Here is a 16,027-nt window from a genome sequence, read left to right on the forward strand (position 1 = left end):
TTATAATTTTGAAATTTAACATCAAGGAAAAAAATGAAATTAAAAGCTTTAATATTATTATTTTTTTTAACTTATTTCAATCTTAATGCAACCGAAACCATAAGCATTGCGGCTTCTCCTGTTCCACATGCGCAAATTTTAGAACAAATTAAACCTGAACTAGAAAAACAAGGTTATAAATTAGAAATCAAAGAATTCACCGATTATGTTTTGCCTAATTTAGCCGTTAATGCAAATGAAATTGATGCAAATTTTTTTCAACACGAACCTTATTTAAAAGAATTTAACAATATTAAAAAAACAAAATTAGTTAAAGTAGCAACCATTCACATAGAGCCTATGGCAGTATATTCTAAAAAATATAAAGATTTTAACAATATTAAAGAAGGAATTAAAATTGCCATTCCAAACGATCCTACCAATGAAAGTAGAGCTTTAGATCTTATTGGCAAAACTGGATTAGTTTCTTTCAAAGATTCTGTCTTAAAAACTCCACTTGATATTATTAATAATCCTAAAAAAATAAAATTTATAGAATTAAAAGCAGCGCAACTTCCAAGAGCTTTAAGCGATGTTGATTTTGCAGTTATTAATTCAAACTATGCTTTATCAGCCGGATTAAATCCTTTAAAAGATTCTGTTTTAATTGAAGATAAAAATAATCCTTATGCAAATATTATAGTTGTTAAAGAAGGAAATGAAAACAATCCTAAAATCAAAGCTTTAATCCAAGCTCTTCAAAGTGATAAAATAAAACAATTTATTTTAGAAAAATATAATGGTTCCATTATTCCAGCATTTTAAAAAATATTCTAAATTTTAAAATGAAAAAAATATTTTTTTTTATTTGTATTTTTAATTTATGCTTTGCAAACAATATAGAAAAAGTCAAACTAGCCCTAAGCAAAGAATTACAAAATAATTTTAGTAATATCTCTATTACTAAAATTGACATTATGGATACACCCTTACCTAAAGATTTTGATCAATACGAATTTTTAAGATTGGCTAATGCAAAATTTAATAAAGCTCAAGGATTCTTAAGAGCCGAATTTAAGACGCCAAAAAATATACAAAAAAATATTTTTTTTCGTTATTTTGTTGATGCAAATATTGAAATTTTAAAATCAAAAAAACCTATACTCAAAGGAGAGAAATTAAGTCCTTTGGATTTTAATAAAGTTTCAATGGATTTTGATAAAATTCCCATAAATGCCCTAAGTATAGAAGAAGCAAAAAATTTAATAGCTAAAGTTAATATAAATAAAAATACAATTTTAAAAAGAAATATGTTTAAAATCAATGCTTTGATTAAAAGAAATGATCCGGTTATAGGTATTTTAAGAGATTCTAATGTAGATATAGAAATAGAACTGATTGCATTAGAAAGTGCAAACTTAGGAGAAAGAATAAAAGTTAAAAATAAAGAAGGCAAAGTAATGCAAGGTATAGTAAATGGAAAAAATAGGATACTCTTACAATGAAAATTTTATTAGGAATTTCAGGCTCTAGCAATGTCAATCTAGGCCTTAAGCTACTTAAACATTTAGAACAAGAACCATTTGAAACATTTTGCATTTTAACCAAGGGAGCAAAATTAAGTTTCTATAGTGAAAATTGCAAAGATTTAGAACTTTTATGTAAAGAAGAATTTAAAAAAACATTTTTTTTTGATGATGATGATTTAAGCGCAGCTGTTTCAAGCGGATCTTTTAAAATTGATAAAACCATTATTACACCCTGCTCTATCTCAACACTGGCTAAAATTCACTCAGGATTTGCAGATACTTTACTTACAAGAGCCTGTGCAGTTGCCCTAAAAGAAAGAAAAAAACTAATTTTAGCTGTAAGAGAAATGCCTTTTTCAACTCTAAATTTAGAACACATGGCAAAATTAAGCTCTCTTGGAGTTATAATAGCACCACCAGTTTATGCCACATATCCTAAAATAAATGCTTTAGAAGATATTGATAATTTTATTATTGGAAAATGGCTAGATCTTTTAGATATTGAACATAATCTATATAAAAGATGGGAAAAATTAAAATAAAAAGGATAAAATAAAATGACTTGTTTATATCCAGGAACCTTTGATCCTATTACCAATGGGCATTTAGATGTGATTAAAAGAGCGCTTAAAATTTTTGATAAAGTTATAGTTGCTATTGCAAAAAGCGAACACAAAAAACCTCATTTTACACTAGAACAAAGAGAAAATTTAGCCTATATAGCCACAAAAGATTTAAAAAATGTAAAAATCGTTAGCTTTGAAACTTTGCTTGTAGATTTAGCTAAAAAACTTGATGTAAATATTATAATTAGAGGTCTAAGAGCTGTGAGTGATTTTGAATACGAGCTTCAAATGGGTTATGCCAATAATTCTTTATGCAAAGATCTAGAAACCGTTTATTTGATGCCAAATTTAAAAAATGCTTTCATTTCAAGCTCTATAGTTAGATCAATTATTTCACACAATGGCGATGTAAGTACTCTAGTGCCTAAAGAAATTTTACCCTTTTTAAAGGATGAAACTTGTATGTAGTATTTGAAGGTATTGATTGTGTAGGAAAAAGCACTCAAATTGAGCTTTTAAAAGATTGTTTTAAACAAGCTATTTTTACCGCCGAACCAGGTGGAACAGAACTTGGCAAACACTTAAGAGAGCTTTTACTCAATAAATCCTATAAAATTGACAAAAAAGCTGAGCTTTTACTTTTCTTAGCAGATCGTGCTCAACATTACGATGAAATTTTAAAAAAAAATCAAGATAAATTAATTATCTCTGATCGTAGTTTTATATCAGGTATAGCTTATGCCAATAAAGCTTTTGATAAAAATTTACTTTTTGAATTTAATGCTTTTGCTTTAAGCCATTTCTTTCCACAAAAAATAATTTTTTTAAAAGCTCACAAAGAACTCATAAAAGAACGCTTAAGCAAAAAGAAATTAGATAGCATAGAAAAACGCGGTATTGATTACTTTTTAACCGTTCAAAATGAGCTTGAAGAAACTCTAAATTTTTTAAAAGAAAAAATTGATTTTAAACTTTTAAAATTAAATGCTGAGAATTCAAAAGAAAATTTACATCAACAAATAAAGGAATTTTTACAATGATAAATGCTTTAAAGGGAATGAAAGATTTATTAGATAAAGATGCGTATTATTATGAAAAAGTGATTAAAACTTGTGAAGAAGTTGTAAAAAATTATGGATTTAGCTTTATCAATATACCACATTTAGAACTTTGCACCCTTTTTAAAAGAAGCGTTGGAGAAAGCTCTGATATAGTGGGCAAAGAAATGTATGAATTTATCGATAAAGGCCAAAACCATGTTTGTATGCGTCCTGAAGGAACTGCTGGGGTAGTGCGTGCTTATATAGAAAAAAAAATGGATAAAAATAATACTATAAAACGTTGGTTTTATCATGGCTCTATGTTTCGCTACGAAAGACCTCAAAAAGGACGCTTAAGAGAATTTCATCAATTTGGAGTTGAAAGCTTTGGAAATGCAAGTGTTTATGAAGATGCAAGCATTATTTTAATGTTAGTAGAAATTTTTTCACGCTTAGATATTAAATTTAAATTACTCATTAACTCTTTAGGTTGCTCAGAATGTATGCCAAAATACCGCGAAAAATTAATACGATTTTTAGATTCTAAAGAGGGCTTTTGTGAGGATTGTTTGCGTAGAAAAAGCCTAAATCCTATCCGTGTTTTAGATTGCAAAAATAAATGTTGTCAAAAATTACTTACAAACGCACCGCTTTTAAACCAAAATTTATGTTCTTCTTGTCAAAAAGATTTTGAAATTTTACAAACGATTTTAAAAGAAAATAATGTAAATTTTGAAATAGATCCTAAATTAGTAAGAGGACTTGATTATTACTCTAAAACGGCATTTGAGTTTATTAGCGATGAGATTGGGGCAAAAGCTGCTATTGCAGGTGGTGGACGCTATGATAAACTTATTGAATACCTTGATGGAAAAAGTGGTTTTGGCGTTGGCTTTGCTATGGGTATAGAAAGGATTATCGCTATCTTAGAACAAAAAGAAGAAAAATTACAAAGAGAAGGAATTTATCTTTGTTCTATGGATGAAAAATATATAACAAATCTTTTAAAACTTGCAACACAACTTAGAAAAAAACACAAAGTGATTCTAAGTTATGAAGCTAAAAAACTTGCCAAACACTTAGAATTAGCCGATAAAAATAAAAATCTAATCTTTCTTTGCATGGGAGAAAATGAAGCAAAAAACGAAAGTTTATTTTATAAAAATTTAAATTCAAAAAAAGAAGAACAAATTTTAATCAAAGATTTGGAGAATGTATTATGACAAATTATGGCATTGACATTTGGGGAGATAACAATTTTATCATTAAAAACGGTAAAATATGTATCAATCACGGAGAAAAACCAGCCATTATTGATATAGTTAAATCTCTGCGCGATGATGGTTATAAAGGCCCTTTACTTTTGCGTTTTCCACACCTTATACAAAAACAAATTGAAAATATTTATGGAAGCTTTGATAAAGCCAGAAAAGAATTCTCTTATAAAGGAAAATTTAATGCCGTTTATCCCTTAAAAGTAAATCAATATCCAGGTTTTGTTAAAAATCTTGTCCGCCTTGGAAAAAACTATAATTATGGATTAGAAGCAGGTAGTAAAGCCGAGCTTTTACTTGCCATGGCTTACAATAACGAAAAAGCACCCATTACAGTTAATGGCTTTAAAGATAGAGAACTTATTAATATAGGCTTTATAGCAGCTGAAATGGGACACAATATAACCCTAACTATAGAAGGGCTAAATGAACTAAAAGCCATCATCGACATAGCAAAAGAACGCTTTAAACCCAAACCAAATATAGGTCTAAGAGTGCGTCTTCATTCAGCAGGAGTTGGAATTTGGGCAAAAAGCGGAGGGATTAATTCAAAATTTGGTCTTACTTCAACTGAGCTTATAGAGGCCATTAATTTATTAAAAGAAAATAAACTTTTAGATCAATTTACTATGATCCATTTTCATTTAGGCTCACAAATTACAGAAATTCATCCTTTAAAAAAGGCTCTTAATGAAGTAGGAAATATTTATACCGAACTTAGAAAAATGGGAGCAAAAAATCTAAAAGCCATCAATCTTGGCGGGGGATTAGCAGTAGAGTATTCTCAATTTAGCAATGGCAAAAGTAGAAATTATACCCTAAGAGAATATGCTAATGATGTTGTTTTTATTTTAAAAAATATTGCTGAGCAAAAAAGCGATGTTGAACCTGATATTTTTATAGAAAGCGGTCGTTTTGTAGCCGCAAATCACGCCGTTTTAATTGCCCCTGTATTAGAACTTTTCTCGCAAGAATACACAGAAAGTAAGCTTTTGCTTAAAAAAACAAATCCAAAGCTTATTGATGAACTTTATGATTTATATACCAATATAAAGCCCTCCAATGCTCTAGAATATTTACATGATAGCATAGATCATTTAGAAAGCATTTTAACCCTTTTTGATTTAGGTTATGTGGATTTACAAGATAGATCTAATGCTGAAATTCTAACCCATCTAATCACAAAAAAAGCTATATTATTAGTAGGAGATAAACAAAATACTACAGATTTACTTGCCATACAAGATGAAGTGCAAGAAAGATATTTGATTAATTTTTCTCTTTTTCAAAGTATGCCTGATTTTTGGGGTTTAAATCAAAATTTCCCTATCATGCCTCTTGATAGATTAGACAAAAAGCCTACAAGAAGTGCAAGTATTTGGGATATAACTTGCGATAGCGATGGAGAAATAGCTTATTCTAAAGATAAGCCCTTATTTTTGCACGATGTAGATTTAGAAAAAGAAAATTATTTCTTAGGATTTTTTTTAGTGGGTGCTTATCAAGAAGTTTTAGGAATGAAGCACAATCTTTTCACCCATCCAACCGAAGCAACCATTAGCATAAATGAAAAGTCCTACGAAATAGAAAGTATCATAGAAGCACAATCTATACTAGATACACTAGAAGATTTAGACTATGATATACACGCTATTATGGATATATTAAATGAAAGAATCTCCAACTCAAAACTAGTAGATGAAAAACAAAAAAAACACATCTTAGGAGAATTATATCTCTTCTTAAACGACAATGGTTATTTAAAAAGCATAGACGGAAAAGAAAGCTAAAAAACAAGTGGCTAAATGCCACTAAATAAAATTTTATTTAACATAACTGATAAAATATTAAATTTTATCAGTTCAAAAAATATTACCAATTTTCCACATTTTTAATTTTAATCAGGATTTTTTATATCTTTTTTAATACTCAAATATATTTTTTGATAGAATAAAACAAAAAAATTAAAGGATAAAAATGCTAACAAAAAGATCTAAAGTTTTAGAAGAGTCTATCACTTTAGCCATTGCCACACTTGCAAATGAGCTTAAAGCCAAGGGCGAAGATATCATAAGTCTTTCAACTGGTGAACCTGATTTTGACACTCCAAAAGCCATTAAAGATGCTGCCATAGCTGCCATTGAAAAAGGTTGCGGAAAATACACTGCCGTTGCTGGTTTAAATGAAATTTTAAAAGCCATACAAGCCAAACTCAAAAAAGACAATAATCTTGACTATGAGATAAGCGAGATTATCACAAATGTTGGTGCAAAACATTCTTTATTTGAGTGCATAGAATGCCTTATAGAAGAAGAAGATGAAGTTATCATTCCCACTCCTTATTGGGTAAGCTATCCTGAAATGGTAAAATTCGCTGGAGGAAAGCCTGTATTTATAGAAGGTTTAGAATCAAATGGATTTAAAATCACAGCAGAACAACTTAAAAACAGCATCACAAATAAAACCAAAATGCTAATATTAAATTCCCCATCAAACCCAGTAGGATCAATTTATTCTAAAAAAGAGCTAAGCGAACTTGCCAAAGTTTTAGAAGGCACAAATATCATGGTATTAAGTGATGAAATATACGAAAAACTTCGTTATGACGATTTTGACTTCACAGCCTTTGCAAGCATAAGCGAAGACGCACTAAAACGCACTGTAACCATAAACGGACTTAGCAAGTGCGGAGCTATGCCAGGGTGGCGTTTTGGCTATATGGCTAGTAAAAATAAAGACTTAATTTCAGCTGTAAAAAGACTTCAAGGACAAAGCACTTCAAATATTTGTTCCATTGCCCAGTATGCAGCCATTCCTGCCTTAAATGGAGCTTGTGATGAGGATATAAAAACAATGTGTCAAATCTTTGAAAAACGTCGCAATTTAGCCCTAAGCATACTAGATAAAATTCCAAATATCAGCGTATATAAACCAGAAGGTGCTTTTTATCTTTTTATAAACATACAAAAAGTTGAAAAAGACTCTATGAAATTTTGCCAAAAACTACTAGAACAAGAAAAAGTTGCTGTTGTTCCTGGTATAGGATTTGGCATGGATGGATATTTTAGACTTTCATACGCTACTAGCAATGAACTCATCACAAAAGGCTTAGAAAGAATAAGTCGTTTTATCTTAAATTATAAATGATTGTTGTATGAAAAGACCTTTACCTTTTATATTGGCCGCTACAAATAACGCAACTATGATTGTAAATCACCTAGATAGACACGATACATCAAAAGGTAGCTATGGAGTTGGTTTTCAGTTTTTAAATTACTGCAGTTTTGATCCTGAAGAAATTGATTTTTGTCTTGAGCTTTTAAAACTACGCAGAAAATATCACAAAGGCGATGTTTTTGCTATAGATTGCGGTGCAAATATCGGTGCTCATACTATAAAATGGGCTATACAAATGCATGAGTGGGGGGGGGTATTAGCCTTTGAAGCACAAGAAAGACTTTTTTACGCTCTAGCAGGAAATATAGCAATCAACAATTGCTTCAACGCTAAAGCGATACACGCTTGTCTAGGCAATCCTCAAAAAAATCAAAAAGAGCTTGAAATTTTAGTTCCAGATTATACTCAAAAAGCTTCCTTTGGAAGTTTGGAACTAAAATCAAATAACGAATTCATAGGACAAATTCCTCAAAAAAAAGAAAAAGTCCCTTACCTAAAACTCGATAATTTCGATTTTAAAAAAATCGATTTTATCAAAATAGACGTAGAGGGTATGGAGCAAGAAGTCTTGCTTGGATGTTTAAATCATATCAAAAATTTCAAGCCTGTATTACAGATTGAAATCATTAAGTCAAACCCCCAAGATATTATCCATATGCTAAACAATTTAGGATATAAAATTTTTCAATTTGGAATCAACATTTTAGCTATTTATAAAGCAGACCCTATAATCAATCATTTAAAAATAAACCCACGTGCTTAAGGCTTCTTAAGTACAGCACTCACCCTTTGAATGCTATCAAATTTACTCAAACTAAGTCTTATGATAGAATCTTCTATCCCCGCTAAAGAATGAGGCACATTTGGTGCTAAGCTTATCATATCCAAAGCATTTAATTCTAACTTTTTATTTTCCACTTCAAACCAGATTTTACCACTTAAAACTTGCACATGTATGGCAAATGGGGCTTTATGTTCTTTCATTATACTATCTTTAGCCATCAAAATTTGAATTTCCTTGCCACTTTCATTGTCGATTAAAACATTTATTTTAACTTCCTTTGGGCTAAATTCTGCCCTACTCCATTTCATAATTTGCATAAGAATTTCCTTTTTATTTTAATTCTAACAAAAAATCAAACATCAAATATAAACTTATGTTAATGTTTATAATCAAAACTAAGTATTATTTTAAACTCTATTAAATTATCTTAAAAATTTTTATTTTTAAAATGCTTTAGCTTATTTATCCTTAAAATAAAAATTTATCACTTATTATTTTCTTTTTTAGTCTATCTTTTATCTTAATACACCAATATAAAAAAAATCAATTAAAAATTGTTATTAATAAATTTTTAATTAAAAATATTTTATTATTTTAAAAAGTTTATAATTAATATTTTATTAATTTTTTATTTTCTTTTTTTAAAATAAATAAACGCAAGGAGTTTAATTAATGGGTCAGAAAAAACTTGGTTTATTTAAAAAAGAAACATTAGGGGGGGGGGAATTGAAAAAAAGTCATTCTTCTTCAAAAAAATTAGCCCTTTCTTTAGTTACAATTTCTTTTTTAAGTTCTTATTCTTATGCTACAACAAATTCAAAAACTTATGATGATAATCTTAAAAGTAAATCAAGTAGTGTTTATAGTCCTCAAGCTAAAAGTAATACTACTATAAAGGATTCACAAACTAATACTCACACTGTAAGTGGAAGTGGTAATACTCTAGTTGTAGAAAGTGGCGGTTCAGTTATAATTTCTACTCCTGCTAATAATCAAGCAGTAAGCTTTACTCAAAATTCTTCAACAACTACTTTTTTAAATAAAGGAACTCTTATAGGTGGAAATAATACTTCTAGTGTTCAAGTAGGAGTAAATAATAGTGGTGGAGCTACTATTCAAACATTTGAAAATAGTGGTATCATAGGCAATAGTTCTTCTAGATTTGGAGTAGTTATCTGGGGAAAAAATGATAATAAATCTAGTATTACTAATTTTAACAATAGTGGAACTATAAATTCTAATAATGGTGAGGCTATTTATATTGGTAATGCTAATGTTAGCACTTTCAAAAATGAAGGAACTATAAGTTCTAATAATGGTCATGGTATTAATATAGCTAGTGGAGCAAGTATAGCAAATTTTATTAATAGCGGAACTATTAAGAGTGATAATAGATATGGCGTAAGTATAGGAGGTGGAGCAACTATAACTAGTTTTACCAATGAAACTAATGGAATTATTCAAGGAAAGAGTGATTTTGGAGCCATAAATATAAATAATGGAACAGTCCAAACTTTAGTAAATAGAGGAACTATAAAAAATGTAGGAACTAGAGAACCTTCTAATTTTACAGAAGTTTCAACAGGTGTATTTTTGCAAAATGGCACGATAAATAATTTTACCAATGAAAGCAATGGACTTATTTCTGGTATTATGGGTGTAAGTTTAAATGCAAGCACAATTAATAATTTTACCAATAAAGGTACCATTCAATCAACTAGCAGTAATGAACTTTCTGCAGCTATCAATCTTTCGGCTGTTTCTAAGAGTAAATCTACAATAGAAAATTTTACCAATGAAGGACTTGTTCAGTCAAATTCTCACGGTATTTTAGTAGAAACAGGCAATTCCATAGAAACCCTTATCAATAAAGGCACTATAGATGCTAGCTTGAATGGTTTAAGCTTTTATGGCTTTAGTCATCTTGATGATGGCACAACCAACATCGGTAAAATCACCCTAGATACAGGCAGTATCATCAAAGCAGGTAACAATGGCATCAACATTGATGGTAATGATAAAGACATAGTAGGCGAAGGCATAGACGTAAAAGGTAGATTAGAAGGTGGTAATGCAGGTATTTATATAGGTGGAGGAAAAAATTTAAAAACAAGCATCACTGTATCTGGAACTATACAAGGGGGTAATGGGGGTATTATTAATACTGGAACCATAGGGCAAAAAGATGTAAATGTTCAAACCCACGGTATCACCATTGAAAACAATGGTCTAATCACTTCTACAAATGGTAGTGGTATTTTAAATACAGATAATGGAATCATCTATGGTAATATAGTAAATAAATCAAATAATAATCTAAGCTTAAAAAATGATTCTAGTGCTACTATTACAAGTGGAGTTACTAATAGTGGTAGCGGAACTATCTATGTTAATAATCAAGGAACTATAGATAAAAATGATCAAGGACATAACTTAACCAATGAATCAACTGGTAGCATAGTTATAGAAGATTGGCTTGTAAGTTCTGATGATTCAGGCAAATTAGATACTATAGTTGTAGGTGGAAGTAATACTGGTAACGTCACTGCTGATCAAATTACTGTAGATGAGAGTGGTCTTGATCTAGATAATCTTGATCATATAAGTGATGTAATTACAGGAATCAATAATGGCAATGTAAGCAATGTAACAATCAATGGTAGTGGAGAAATAGATTTAGTCTATGATCCTACAACAGGAAAAATTTATCAAAGATTTAACCTTAATGCTTCAATATCTGGTGCAACCTTTAGATCTTTAATCTCTACTACTACAAGAAGATCAACCTTTATAGATAATGTTATGGGCAATTCTATGCAAAGCTTTTATTTAGGAAATTCAAGTAGAGCTCAAAGAATGGCTATGTCTGAAAAGGGTAATTTATACTCTGATGCAAGTGATTATATAAAGAGTGATTTTTCTAATGCTTCTTATGGATCTAATAAAGAACACTCCTTATTTATCCTTCCTTATGCTTCTTCACAGAATGTTGAACTTTCTTTAAATGAAGAAAGTAAAGGACATACTAAAGGAACTATCATAGGTTATTCTACCTTAAAAGATAGTGGAATATATGGTGTGTATGCAGGTTATGAAGATACAAAAATGAGTTCAACTTATTTTAATATCAACAATAGAACCTATTATGCAGGTTTAAAATACTTTAATACTTTATTTACTACAAGTAAAGGTCAAGAAGTTTATATCAAAGCTCAAGGTAAAACAGCCTTAATTAAAAATGATTTAACTAAAAGAGTAGGAACTAATGAAGCTAAAGCTGAACCTAATTCTTATGCTTATGGTATGAGTTCTGATATAGGTATGAATTTTATCTATGATAAAGATATATTCTCACCTGAAATTGGCTTAGCCTATGAAGGAGGCTATACAGAGGCTTTTTCTATGCAAGATACTATAGGTCAAGCTACTGTTAAAGGTGGAGAAAGAGTTTATGCAAACTATTTAAATCTATTCTCTACTAAAACAAGTCTTACTTGGTTTAGAGATTGGTTACCTCATTTAAAAACTTCTTTAACCCTTGGAGCTAAATTTAATATCAATCCTAGCGTAAAAGCTAAAGCTAGATTTGGTAGTATTAAAGCAACTGATGAATTTACTTTACCAAGAGTTCAAAGCTATGCAACAGGATCTTTTATCATTCCTCTTAATGAAGCTTTCTATTTTAGCTTAAATTATAATGGTATGTTTGATAGAGATGGTAATACTCATACAGGATATGCACAATTTAATTATGTATGGTAAAAACTTAAGTTACTAGTTTAATCTCCTAAACCCAAATGACTTTAGTTGTTTGGGTTTTATGTTTTTATATTTATACTTTTATTTTTTTATTTTTATTTTTTATACTTTATTTTTATACTTTATTGCTTTTATGTCTTTGTATAGTTTATAAGTTGATGTTTTTATATATCTTATATATTTATGCTTTATAACTTAATACTTATTGGATATTTTATATATAGTTAATAACTTTATACTTTTTATACTTTTTATACTTTTTATACTTTTTATGGTTTTTATGGTTTTTATGGTTTTTATGGTTTTTATGGTTTTGCACGCTAATATACTTTAAAAGTATATTAAAACTTTATACTTTAACTATATGTTTATATGCTTTTAAGTTGACAATTTTATCTTTTATGCTTTTAATAGATATAAATATATGTATTTGTGATAAGTGTTTAACTAAGTATATAAAATAATAAGATAGATATAAATAAAAAATCAAATACTAAGTTGTTTTTAATATGTTTGGATTGAAAATTTTTTTGTATGGATATCACTAAAGCCTAAAATATTTATTTAAAATTAATACACTCAAAAAAAATATAAAAATATTTAAGTTTTTATAAGAAAAATTCAAGCCTTTTAAAAAGGCTTGATTGAAGAATTTAAAGAGTTTATTCTACTTCAGCGTCGATTACATCATCATCTTTTTTCTTTTTATCATTTGCTGCATTTGGCTCATCTTTTTTATACATATTCTCAGCTAATTTATGAGAAACTTCGCTTAAAGCTTTCATTTTGCTTTCGATTTCTTCTTTACTTGCACTTTCATTTTTAAGAGTTTCTCTTAAGTCATCTAATGCTTTTTGGATTTTTGCTTTTTCGTCTTCTGCAACTTTTTCTCCTAACTCATTTAGAGATTTTTCTACTTGATGAGCAAGGCTATCAGCTGAATTTCTAGCATCTACAGCTTCTTTGCGTTTTTTGTCTTCTTCTTTGTGAAGTTCTGCATCTTTTACCATTTTATCGATTTCTTCTTCACTTAAACCGCTTGAACCTGTGATTTTGATTTCTTGAGCTTTTCCTGTTGCTTTATCTTTTGCACTTACAGTTAAAATACCATTAGCATCGATATCAAAAGTAACTTCAATTTGTGGCATACCACGCGGTGCAGGTGGGATTCCTTCAAGATTGAAATTTCCTAAAGATTTATTATCACGGCTAAATTCTCTCTCACCTTGTAAAACATTGATAGTAACTGCACTTTGATTGTCTTCTGCAGTTGAGAAAACTTGCTCTTTTTTAGTTGGTATAGTAGTGCCTTTTTCGATAATCTTAGTCATCACTCCACCTAAAGTTTCAATACCTAAAGAAAGCGGAGTAACATCAAGTAAAAGCACATCTTTAACATCACCTTTTATAACCGCACCTTGAATTGCAGCACCAATTGCCACAACTTCATCTGGATTCACTGATTTGTTAAGATCTTTTCCAAAAGCTTTTTTAACTTCTTCTTGAACTAAAGGAACACGAGTAGATCCTCCTACCATAACGATTTCTTTAACTTCATCTTTTTTAAGTCCTGCATCGCTTACAACTTCATTGATTTTAGAAATGGTTTCAGCCACTAAACTTTCAATCATGCTTTCAAATTTTGCTCTAGTGATTGTTTTGGTTAAATGTTTTGGCCCGCTTGCATCAGCTGTAATAAATGGCAAGTTGATATTGGTTTCATTAGCAGAGCTTAGCTCTTTTTTAGCATTTTCTGCAGCTTCTTTTAAACGTTGTAAAGCCATTACATCATTTTTAAGATCAATTCCTGTTTCATTTTTAAATTCACTTGCTAGAAAATCGATCAATTTATTATCAAAATCATCACCACCTAAGAAAGCATTACCGCCAGTTGCTAAAACTTCTACAACATTATCACCTGTTTCAAGCACAGTAACGTCAAATGTTCCTCCACCTAGATCATAAACAACGATTTTTTCGCTATCTTTTTTATCAAGACCATAAGCTAAAGCTGCAGCGGTTGGTTCATTGATAATTCTTAAAACATTAAGCCCTGCTATCGTTCCTGCTTCTTTTGTAGCTTTTCTTTGTGCATCATTAAAATATGCAGGCACAGTAATAACTGCATCAACAACTTTTTCACCTAAAAAAGCTTCTGCATCTTCTTTTAATTTCATCAAAACTTTAGCTGAAATTTCTTGCGGAGTATAAATTTTACCTGCAATTTCTATAGCACAAGCTCCATTTCTTTCAGTGATATGATAAGGAAGTCTGTTTTTGGCTTCTTTAGCTGCTTCTTCATTGATCATTAAACCCATTATTCTTTTAATAGAATAAATTGTTTTTTCAGGGTTAGTTACTGCTTGACGTTTAGCGCTATCGCCTACTAAAATTTCACCTTTATCTGTAAAAGCAACTACAGAAGGGGTTGTATTTTTTCCTTCTTTATTTGGTATTACTTTACTTTCGCCACGTTCATATACAGAAACACAAGAATTGGTTGTTCCTAAATCTATACCTATAACTTTACTCATTTTTTATCCTTTTTAATAAATTTATTTTGCTACGCTAACTTTTACAGGTCGTATTACACGATCATTGATTTTATAACCTTTTTGTAAGGTTTGTATAATACTTCCACTTTCATGATCTTTACTCTCTACATGAAACATTGCTTCGTGTAAATTTGGATCAAATTCTTTAATTTCATCTATGGATTTTACGCCATTTTTTTCAAGTTTTTTCATAAATAAATCTAGAGTATTTTGAACCCCCTCTTTAATTTTTAAGCTTATTTCATCATTTGCCTCAACATTTAAGGCTGCTTCTAATGCATCTAAAACATCAAGCAAATCTTTGGCAAAACTTTCATTGGCATAAAGCATCGCTGAAAGCTTTTCTTTTTCCATTCTTTTTTTGATATTTTCAAATTCAGCATTAGCTCTTATGTATTTATCTTTAAGCTCATCTAGCTCTTTTTGTAAAATAACTTCTTTATTTTCTTGTTCTTGATTGATTTCTTGATTGTCTTCTATAATTTCTTCGTTATTCTCTTGACTCACGCAGCCTCCTTTATTTGTTTTAAAACTTTATTATAGTCTGTATAAACACTACCAGCAAAGATAATATTTACACTCTTGCCCAAAAATTGCGCATTGATTTTAAATCCCATAAAACCTTTTTTAAATAAAGGCTCAAATTGTAAATTTTTGTTAAATTTTCTATCAACTGTGCAATCTAAGAGCTTAGCAAATTCATCATTTTGATAAATTTGATAAGCCCTTTGTTCATTAATTTTACTATAAACCAAACTTTGCTTTAAATTTGAAATTTTTTGAGCAAGTTCAACAAATTTAACTTTTAAAACTATATTTTCTAAATCAAAAAGATTTAATCCTATTAAAGTTTTTAAAAAATCAAAACCTTGACTGTTATACTTTAAAACAATTTCATTTTCTTCAAAGTCTAAAATAATAAATTTATCATTTAGATTGAAAATTTCTTTTAAAACAAGATCTCTTCCGCCATAAACCAAACAATAAATCTTATATTCTTTAAGCAAGTGATATAAAAATATTTCGTTTTTAATATCAAGCTCACTATCGATATCAAGCTCATTTCTCCAATAATTTTGCATGGTCAAAATAGTAGGAATTCGACCGCTACTAATATGAATTTGAGTTATAAGCCCTTCATCGCTAAGTTTTTTAAGATATACACGTATAGTAGAAGCTGGAATGCAAAGACTAGAATTCAACTCATTAGAACCTATAGGTGTATTATCTGACAAATAAGTTTCAATGATAGATTTTAAAATTAATTCTCTTTTATCCTCAACTTTTATCATTATTAAACTCTTAAAAAATCTATAATTTTTGATAATTATATAACTTTAGTGATATTTTGTCAAGTATTATTT

14 protein-coding genes are annotated in these 16,027 nt (G+C 29.3%); 10 read left to right on the plus strand and 4 right to left on the minus strand.

The window, feature by feature from the left end:
* Positions 1-33: 33 nt before the first annotated feature.
* The 9 genes from CNZW441b_RS04675 to CNZW441b_RS04715 all read left to right on the plus strand — a co-directional run bounded on the left by CNZW441b_RS04675 (position 34) and on the right by CNZW441b_RS04715 (position 8,328).
* Positions 34-804 (plus strand): MetQ/NlpA family ABC transporter substrate-binding protein, encoded by a 771-nt coding sequence (locus CNZW441b_RS04675; protein WP_131165980.1) that lies wholly within the window; start codon positions 34-36, stop codon positions 802-804.
* Between the two features lie 20 nt (positions 805-824).
* On the plus strand, positions 825-1,484 hold the full coding sequence (gene flgA, locus CNZW441b_RS04680; protein ID WP_131163848.1) for a flagellar basal body P-ring formation chaperone FlgA: 660 nt from the start codon (positions 825-827) through the stop codon (positions 1,482-1,484).
* Positions 1,481-2,050: a UbiX family flavin prenyltransferase gene (locus CNZW441b_RS04685; RefSeq protein ID WP_216681263.1), complete on the plus strand. Its 570-nt coding sequence runs from the start codon at positions 1,481-1,483 to the stop codon at positions 2,048-2,050. The genes flgA and CNZW441b_RS04685 overlap by 4 nt, the downstream gene beginning before the upstream one ends.
* Positions 2,051-2,065: 15 nt before the next feature.
* Positions 2,066-2,542, plus strand: coding sequence for a pantetheine-phosphate adenylyltransferase (gene coaD, locus CNZW441b_RS04690; protein WP_131163846.1), 477 nt, complete (start codon positions 2,066-2,068; stop codon positions 2,540-2,542).
* Positions 2,533-3,114, plus strand: coding sequence for a dTMP kinase (gene tmk / locus CNZW441b_RS04695; RefSeq protein WP_131163845.1), 582 nt, complete (start codon positions 2,533-2,535; stop codon positions 3,112-3,114). Before coaD ends, tmk begins: the two co-directional genes overlap by 10 nt.
* Entirely contained in the window at positions 3,111-4,337 is a 1,227-nt protein-coding gene (hisS, locus tag CNZW441b_RS04700; protein ID WP_131163844.1) for a histidine--tRNA ligase, read from the plus strand. Before tmk ends, hisS begins: the two co-directional genes overlap by 4 nt.
* Positions 4,334-6,178: a biosynthetic arginine decarboxylase gene (speA, locus tag CNZW441b_RS04705; protein WP_131163843.1), complete on the plus strand. Its 1,845-nt coding sequence runs from the start codon at positions 4,334-4,336 to the stop codon at positions 6,176-6,178. Before hisS ends, speA begins: the two co-directional genes overlap by 4 nt.
* Positions 6,179-6,365: 187 nt before the next feature.
* On the plus strand, positions 6,366-7,535 hold the full coding sequence (locus CNZW441b_RS04710; protein WP_131163842.1) for a pyridoxal phosphate-dependent aminotransferase: 1,170 nt from the start codon (positions 6,366-6,368) through the stop codon (positions 7,533-7,535).
* A 7-nt stretch (positions 7,536-7,542) separates the two neighbouring features.
* A complete protein-coding gene (locus CNZW441b_RS04715) occupies positions 7,543-8,328 on the plus strand; it encodes an FkbM family methyltransferase (RefSeq protein ID WP_131165978.1) in 786 nt (261 codons plus the stop codon).
* Here CNZW441b_RS04715 and CNZW441b_RS04720 read toward each other — a convergent pair.
* Positions 8,325-8,666: a cupin domain-containing protein gene (locus CNZW441b_RS04720; RefSeq protein WP_131163841.1), complete on the minus strand. Its 342-nt coding sequence runs from the start codon at positions 8,664-8,666 to the stop codon at positions 8,325-8,327. The genes CNZW441b_RS04715 and CNZW441b_RS04720 overlap by 4 nt on opposite strands.
* A 355-nt stretch (positions 8,667-9,021) precedes the next feature.
* Here CNZW441b_RS04720 and CNZW441b_RS04725 point away from each other — a divergent pair, with 355 nt between their 5' ends.
* Positions 9,022-12,111: an autotransporter outer membrane beta-barrel domain-containing protein gene (locus CNZW441b_RS04725; RefSeq protein ID WP_216681264.1), complete on the plus strand. Its 3,090-nt coding sequence runs from the start codon at positions 9,022-9,024 to the stop codon at positions 12,109-12,111.
* Positions 12,112-12,770: 659 nt separating this feature from the next.
* On the opposite strand, the gene dnaK is transcribed toward CNZW441b_RS04725, so the two are convergent.
* Genes dnaK through CNZW441b_RS04740 form a run of 3 tightly spaced genes read right to left on the minus strand, consistent with a single transcriptional unit; the run spans position 12,771 to position 15,952 of the window.
* Complete coding sequence (gene dnaK, locus CNZW441b_RS04730; RefSeq protein WP_131162847.1) at positions 12,771-14,642, minus strand: molecular chaperone DnaK; 1,872 nt, start codon at positions 14,640-14,642, stop codon at positions 12,771-12,773.
* A 21-nt stretch (positions 14,643-14,663) separates the two neighbouring features.
* Positions 14,664-15,170, minus strand: coding sequence for a nucleotide exchange factor GrpE (grpE, locus tag CNZW441b_RS04735; RefSeq protein ID WP_131162848.1), 507 nt, complete (start codon positions 15,168-15,170; stop codon positions 14,664-14,666).
* Positions 15,167-15,952 (minus strand): HrcA family transcriptional regulator, encoded by a 786-nt coding sequence (locus CNZW441b_RS04740; protein ID WP_243830419.1) that lies wholly within the window; start codon positions 15,950-15,952, stop codon positions 15,167-15,169. Before CNZW441b_RS04740 ends, grpE begins: the two co-directional genes overlap by 4 nt.
* Positions 15,953-16,027 lie beyond the last annotated feature (75 nt).

This window comes from Campylobacter novaezeelandiae (assembly GCF_018968685.1).
Classification (GTDB): domain Bacteria; phylum Campylobacterota; class Campylobacteria; order Campylobacterales; family Campylobacteraceae; genus Campylobacter_D; species Campylobacter_D novaezeelandiae.

Bases quoted from the DNA above. Each gene is read 5' to 3' on its own strand.
- CNZW441b_RS04710 (WP_131163842.1), top strand. From the start codon at position 6,366: ATGCTAACAAAAAGATCTAAAGTTTTAGAAGAGTCTATCACTTTAGCC.
- speA (WP_131163843.1), top strand. From the start codon at position 4,334: ATGACAAATTATGGCATTGACATTTGGGGAGATAACAATTTTATCATT.
- coaD (WP_131163846.1), top strand. From the start codon at position 2,066: ATGACTTGTTTATATCCAGGAACCTTTGATCCTATTACCAATGGGCAT.
- CNZW441b_RS04675 (WP_131165980.1), top strand. From the start codon at position 34: ATGAAATTAAAAGCTTTAATATTATTATTTTTTTTAACTTATTTCAAT.
- CNZW441b_RS04725 (WP_216681264.1), top strand. From the start codon at position 9,022: ATGGGTCAGAAAAAACTTGGTTTATTTAAAAAAGAAACATTAGGGGGG.
- CNZW441b_RS04720 (WP_131163841.1), bottom strand. From the start codon at position 8,666: ATGCAAATTATGAAATGGAGTAGGGCAGAATTTAGCCCAAAGGAAGTT.
- hisS (WP_131163844.1), top strand. From the start codon at position 3,111: ATGATAAATGCTTTAAAGGGAATGAAAGATTTATTAGATAAAGATGCG.
- CNZW441b_RS04685 (WP_216681263.1), top strand. From the start codon at position 1,481: ATGAAAATTTTATTAGGAATTTCAGGCTCTAGCAATGTCAATCTAGGC.
- CNZW441b_RS04715 (WP_131165978.1), top strand. From the start codon at position 7,543: ATGAAAAGACCTTTACCTTTTATATTGGCCGCTACAAATAACGCAACT.
- dnaK (WP_131162847.1), bottom strand. From the start codon at position 14,642: ATGAGTAAAGTTATAGGTATAGATTTAGGAACAACCAATTCTTGTGTT.
- flgA (WP_131163848.1), top strand. From the start codon at position 825: ATGAAAAAAATATTTTTTTTTATTTGTATTTTTAATTTATGCTTTGCA.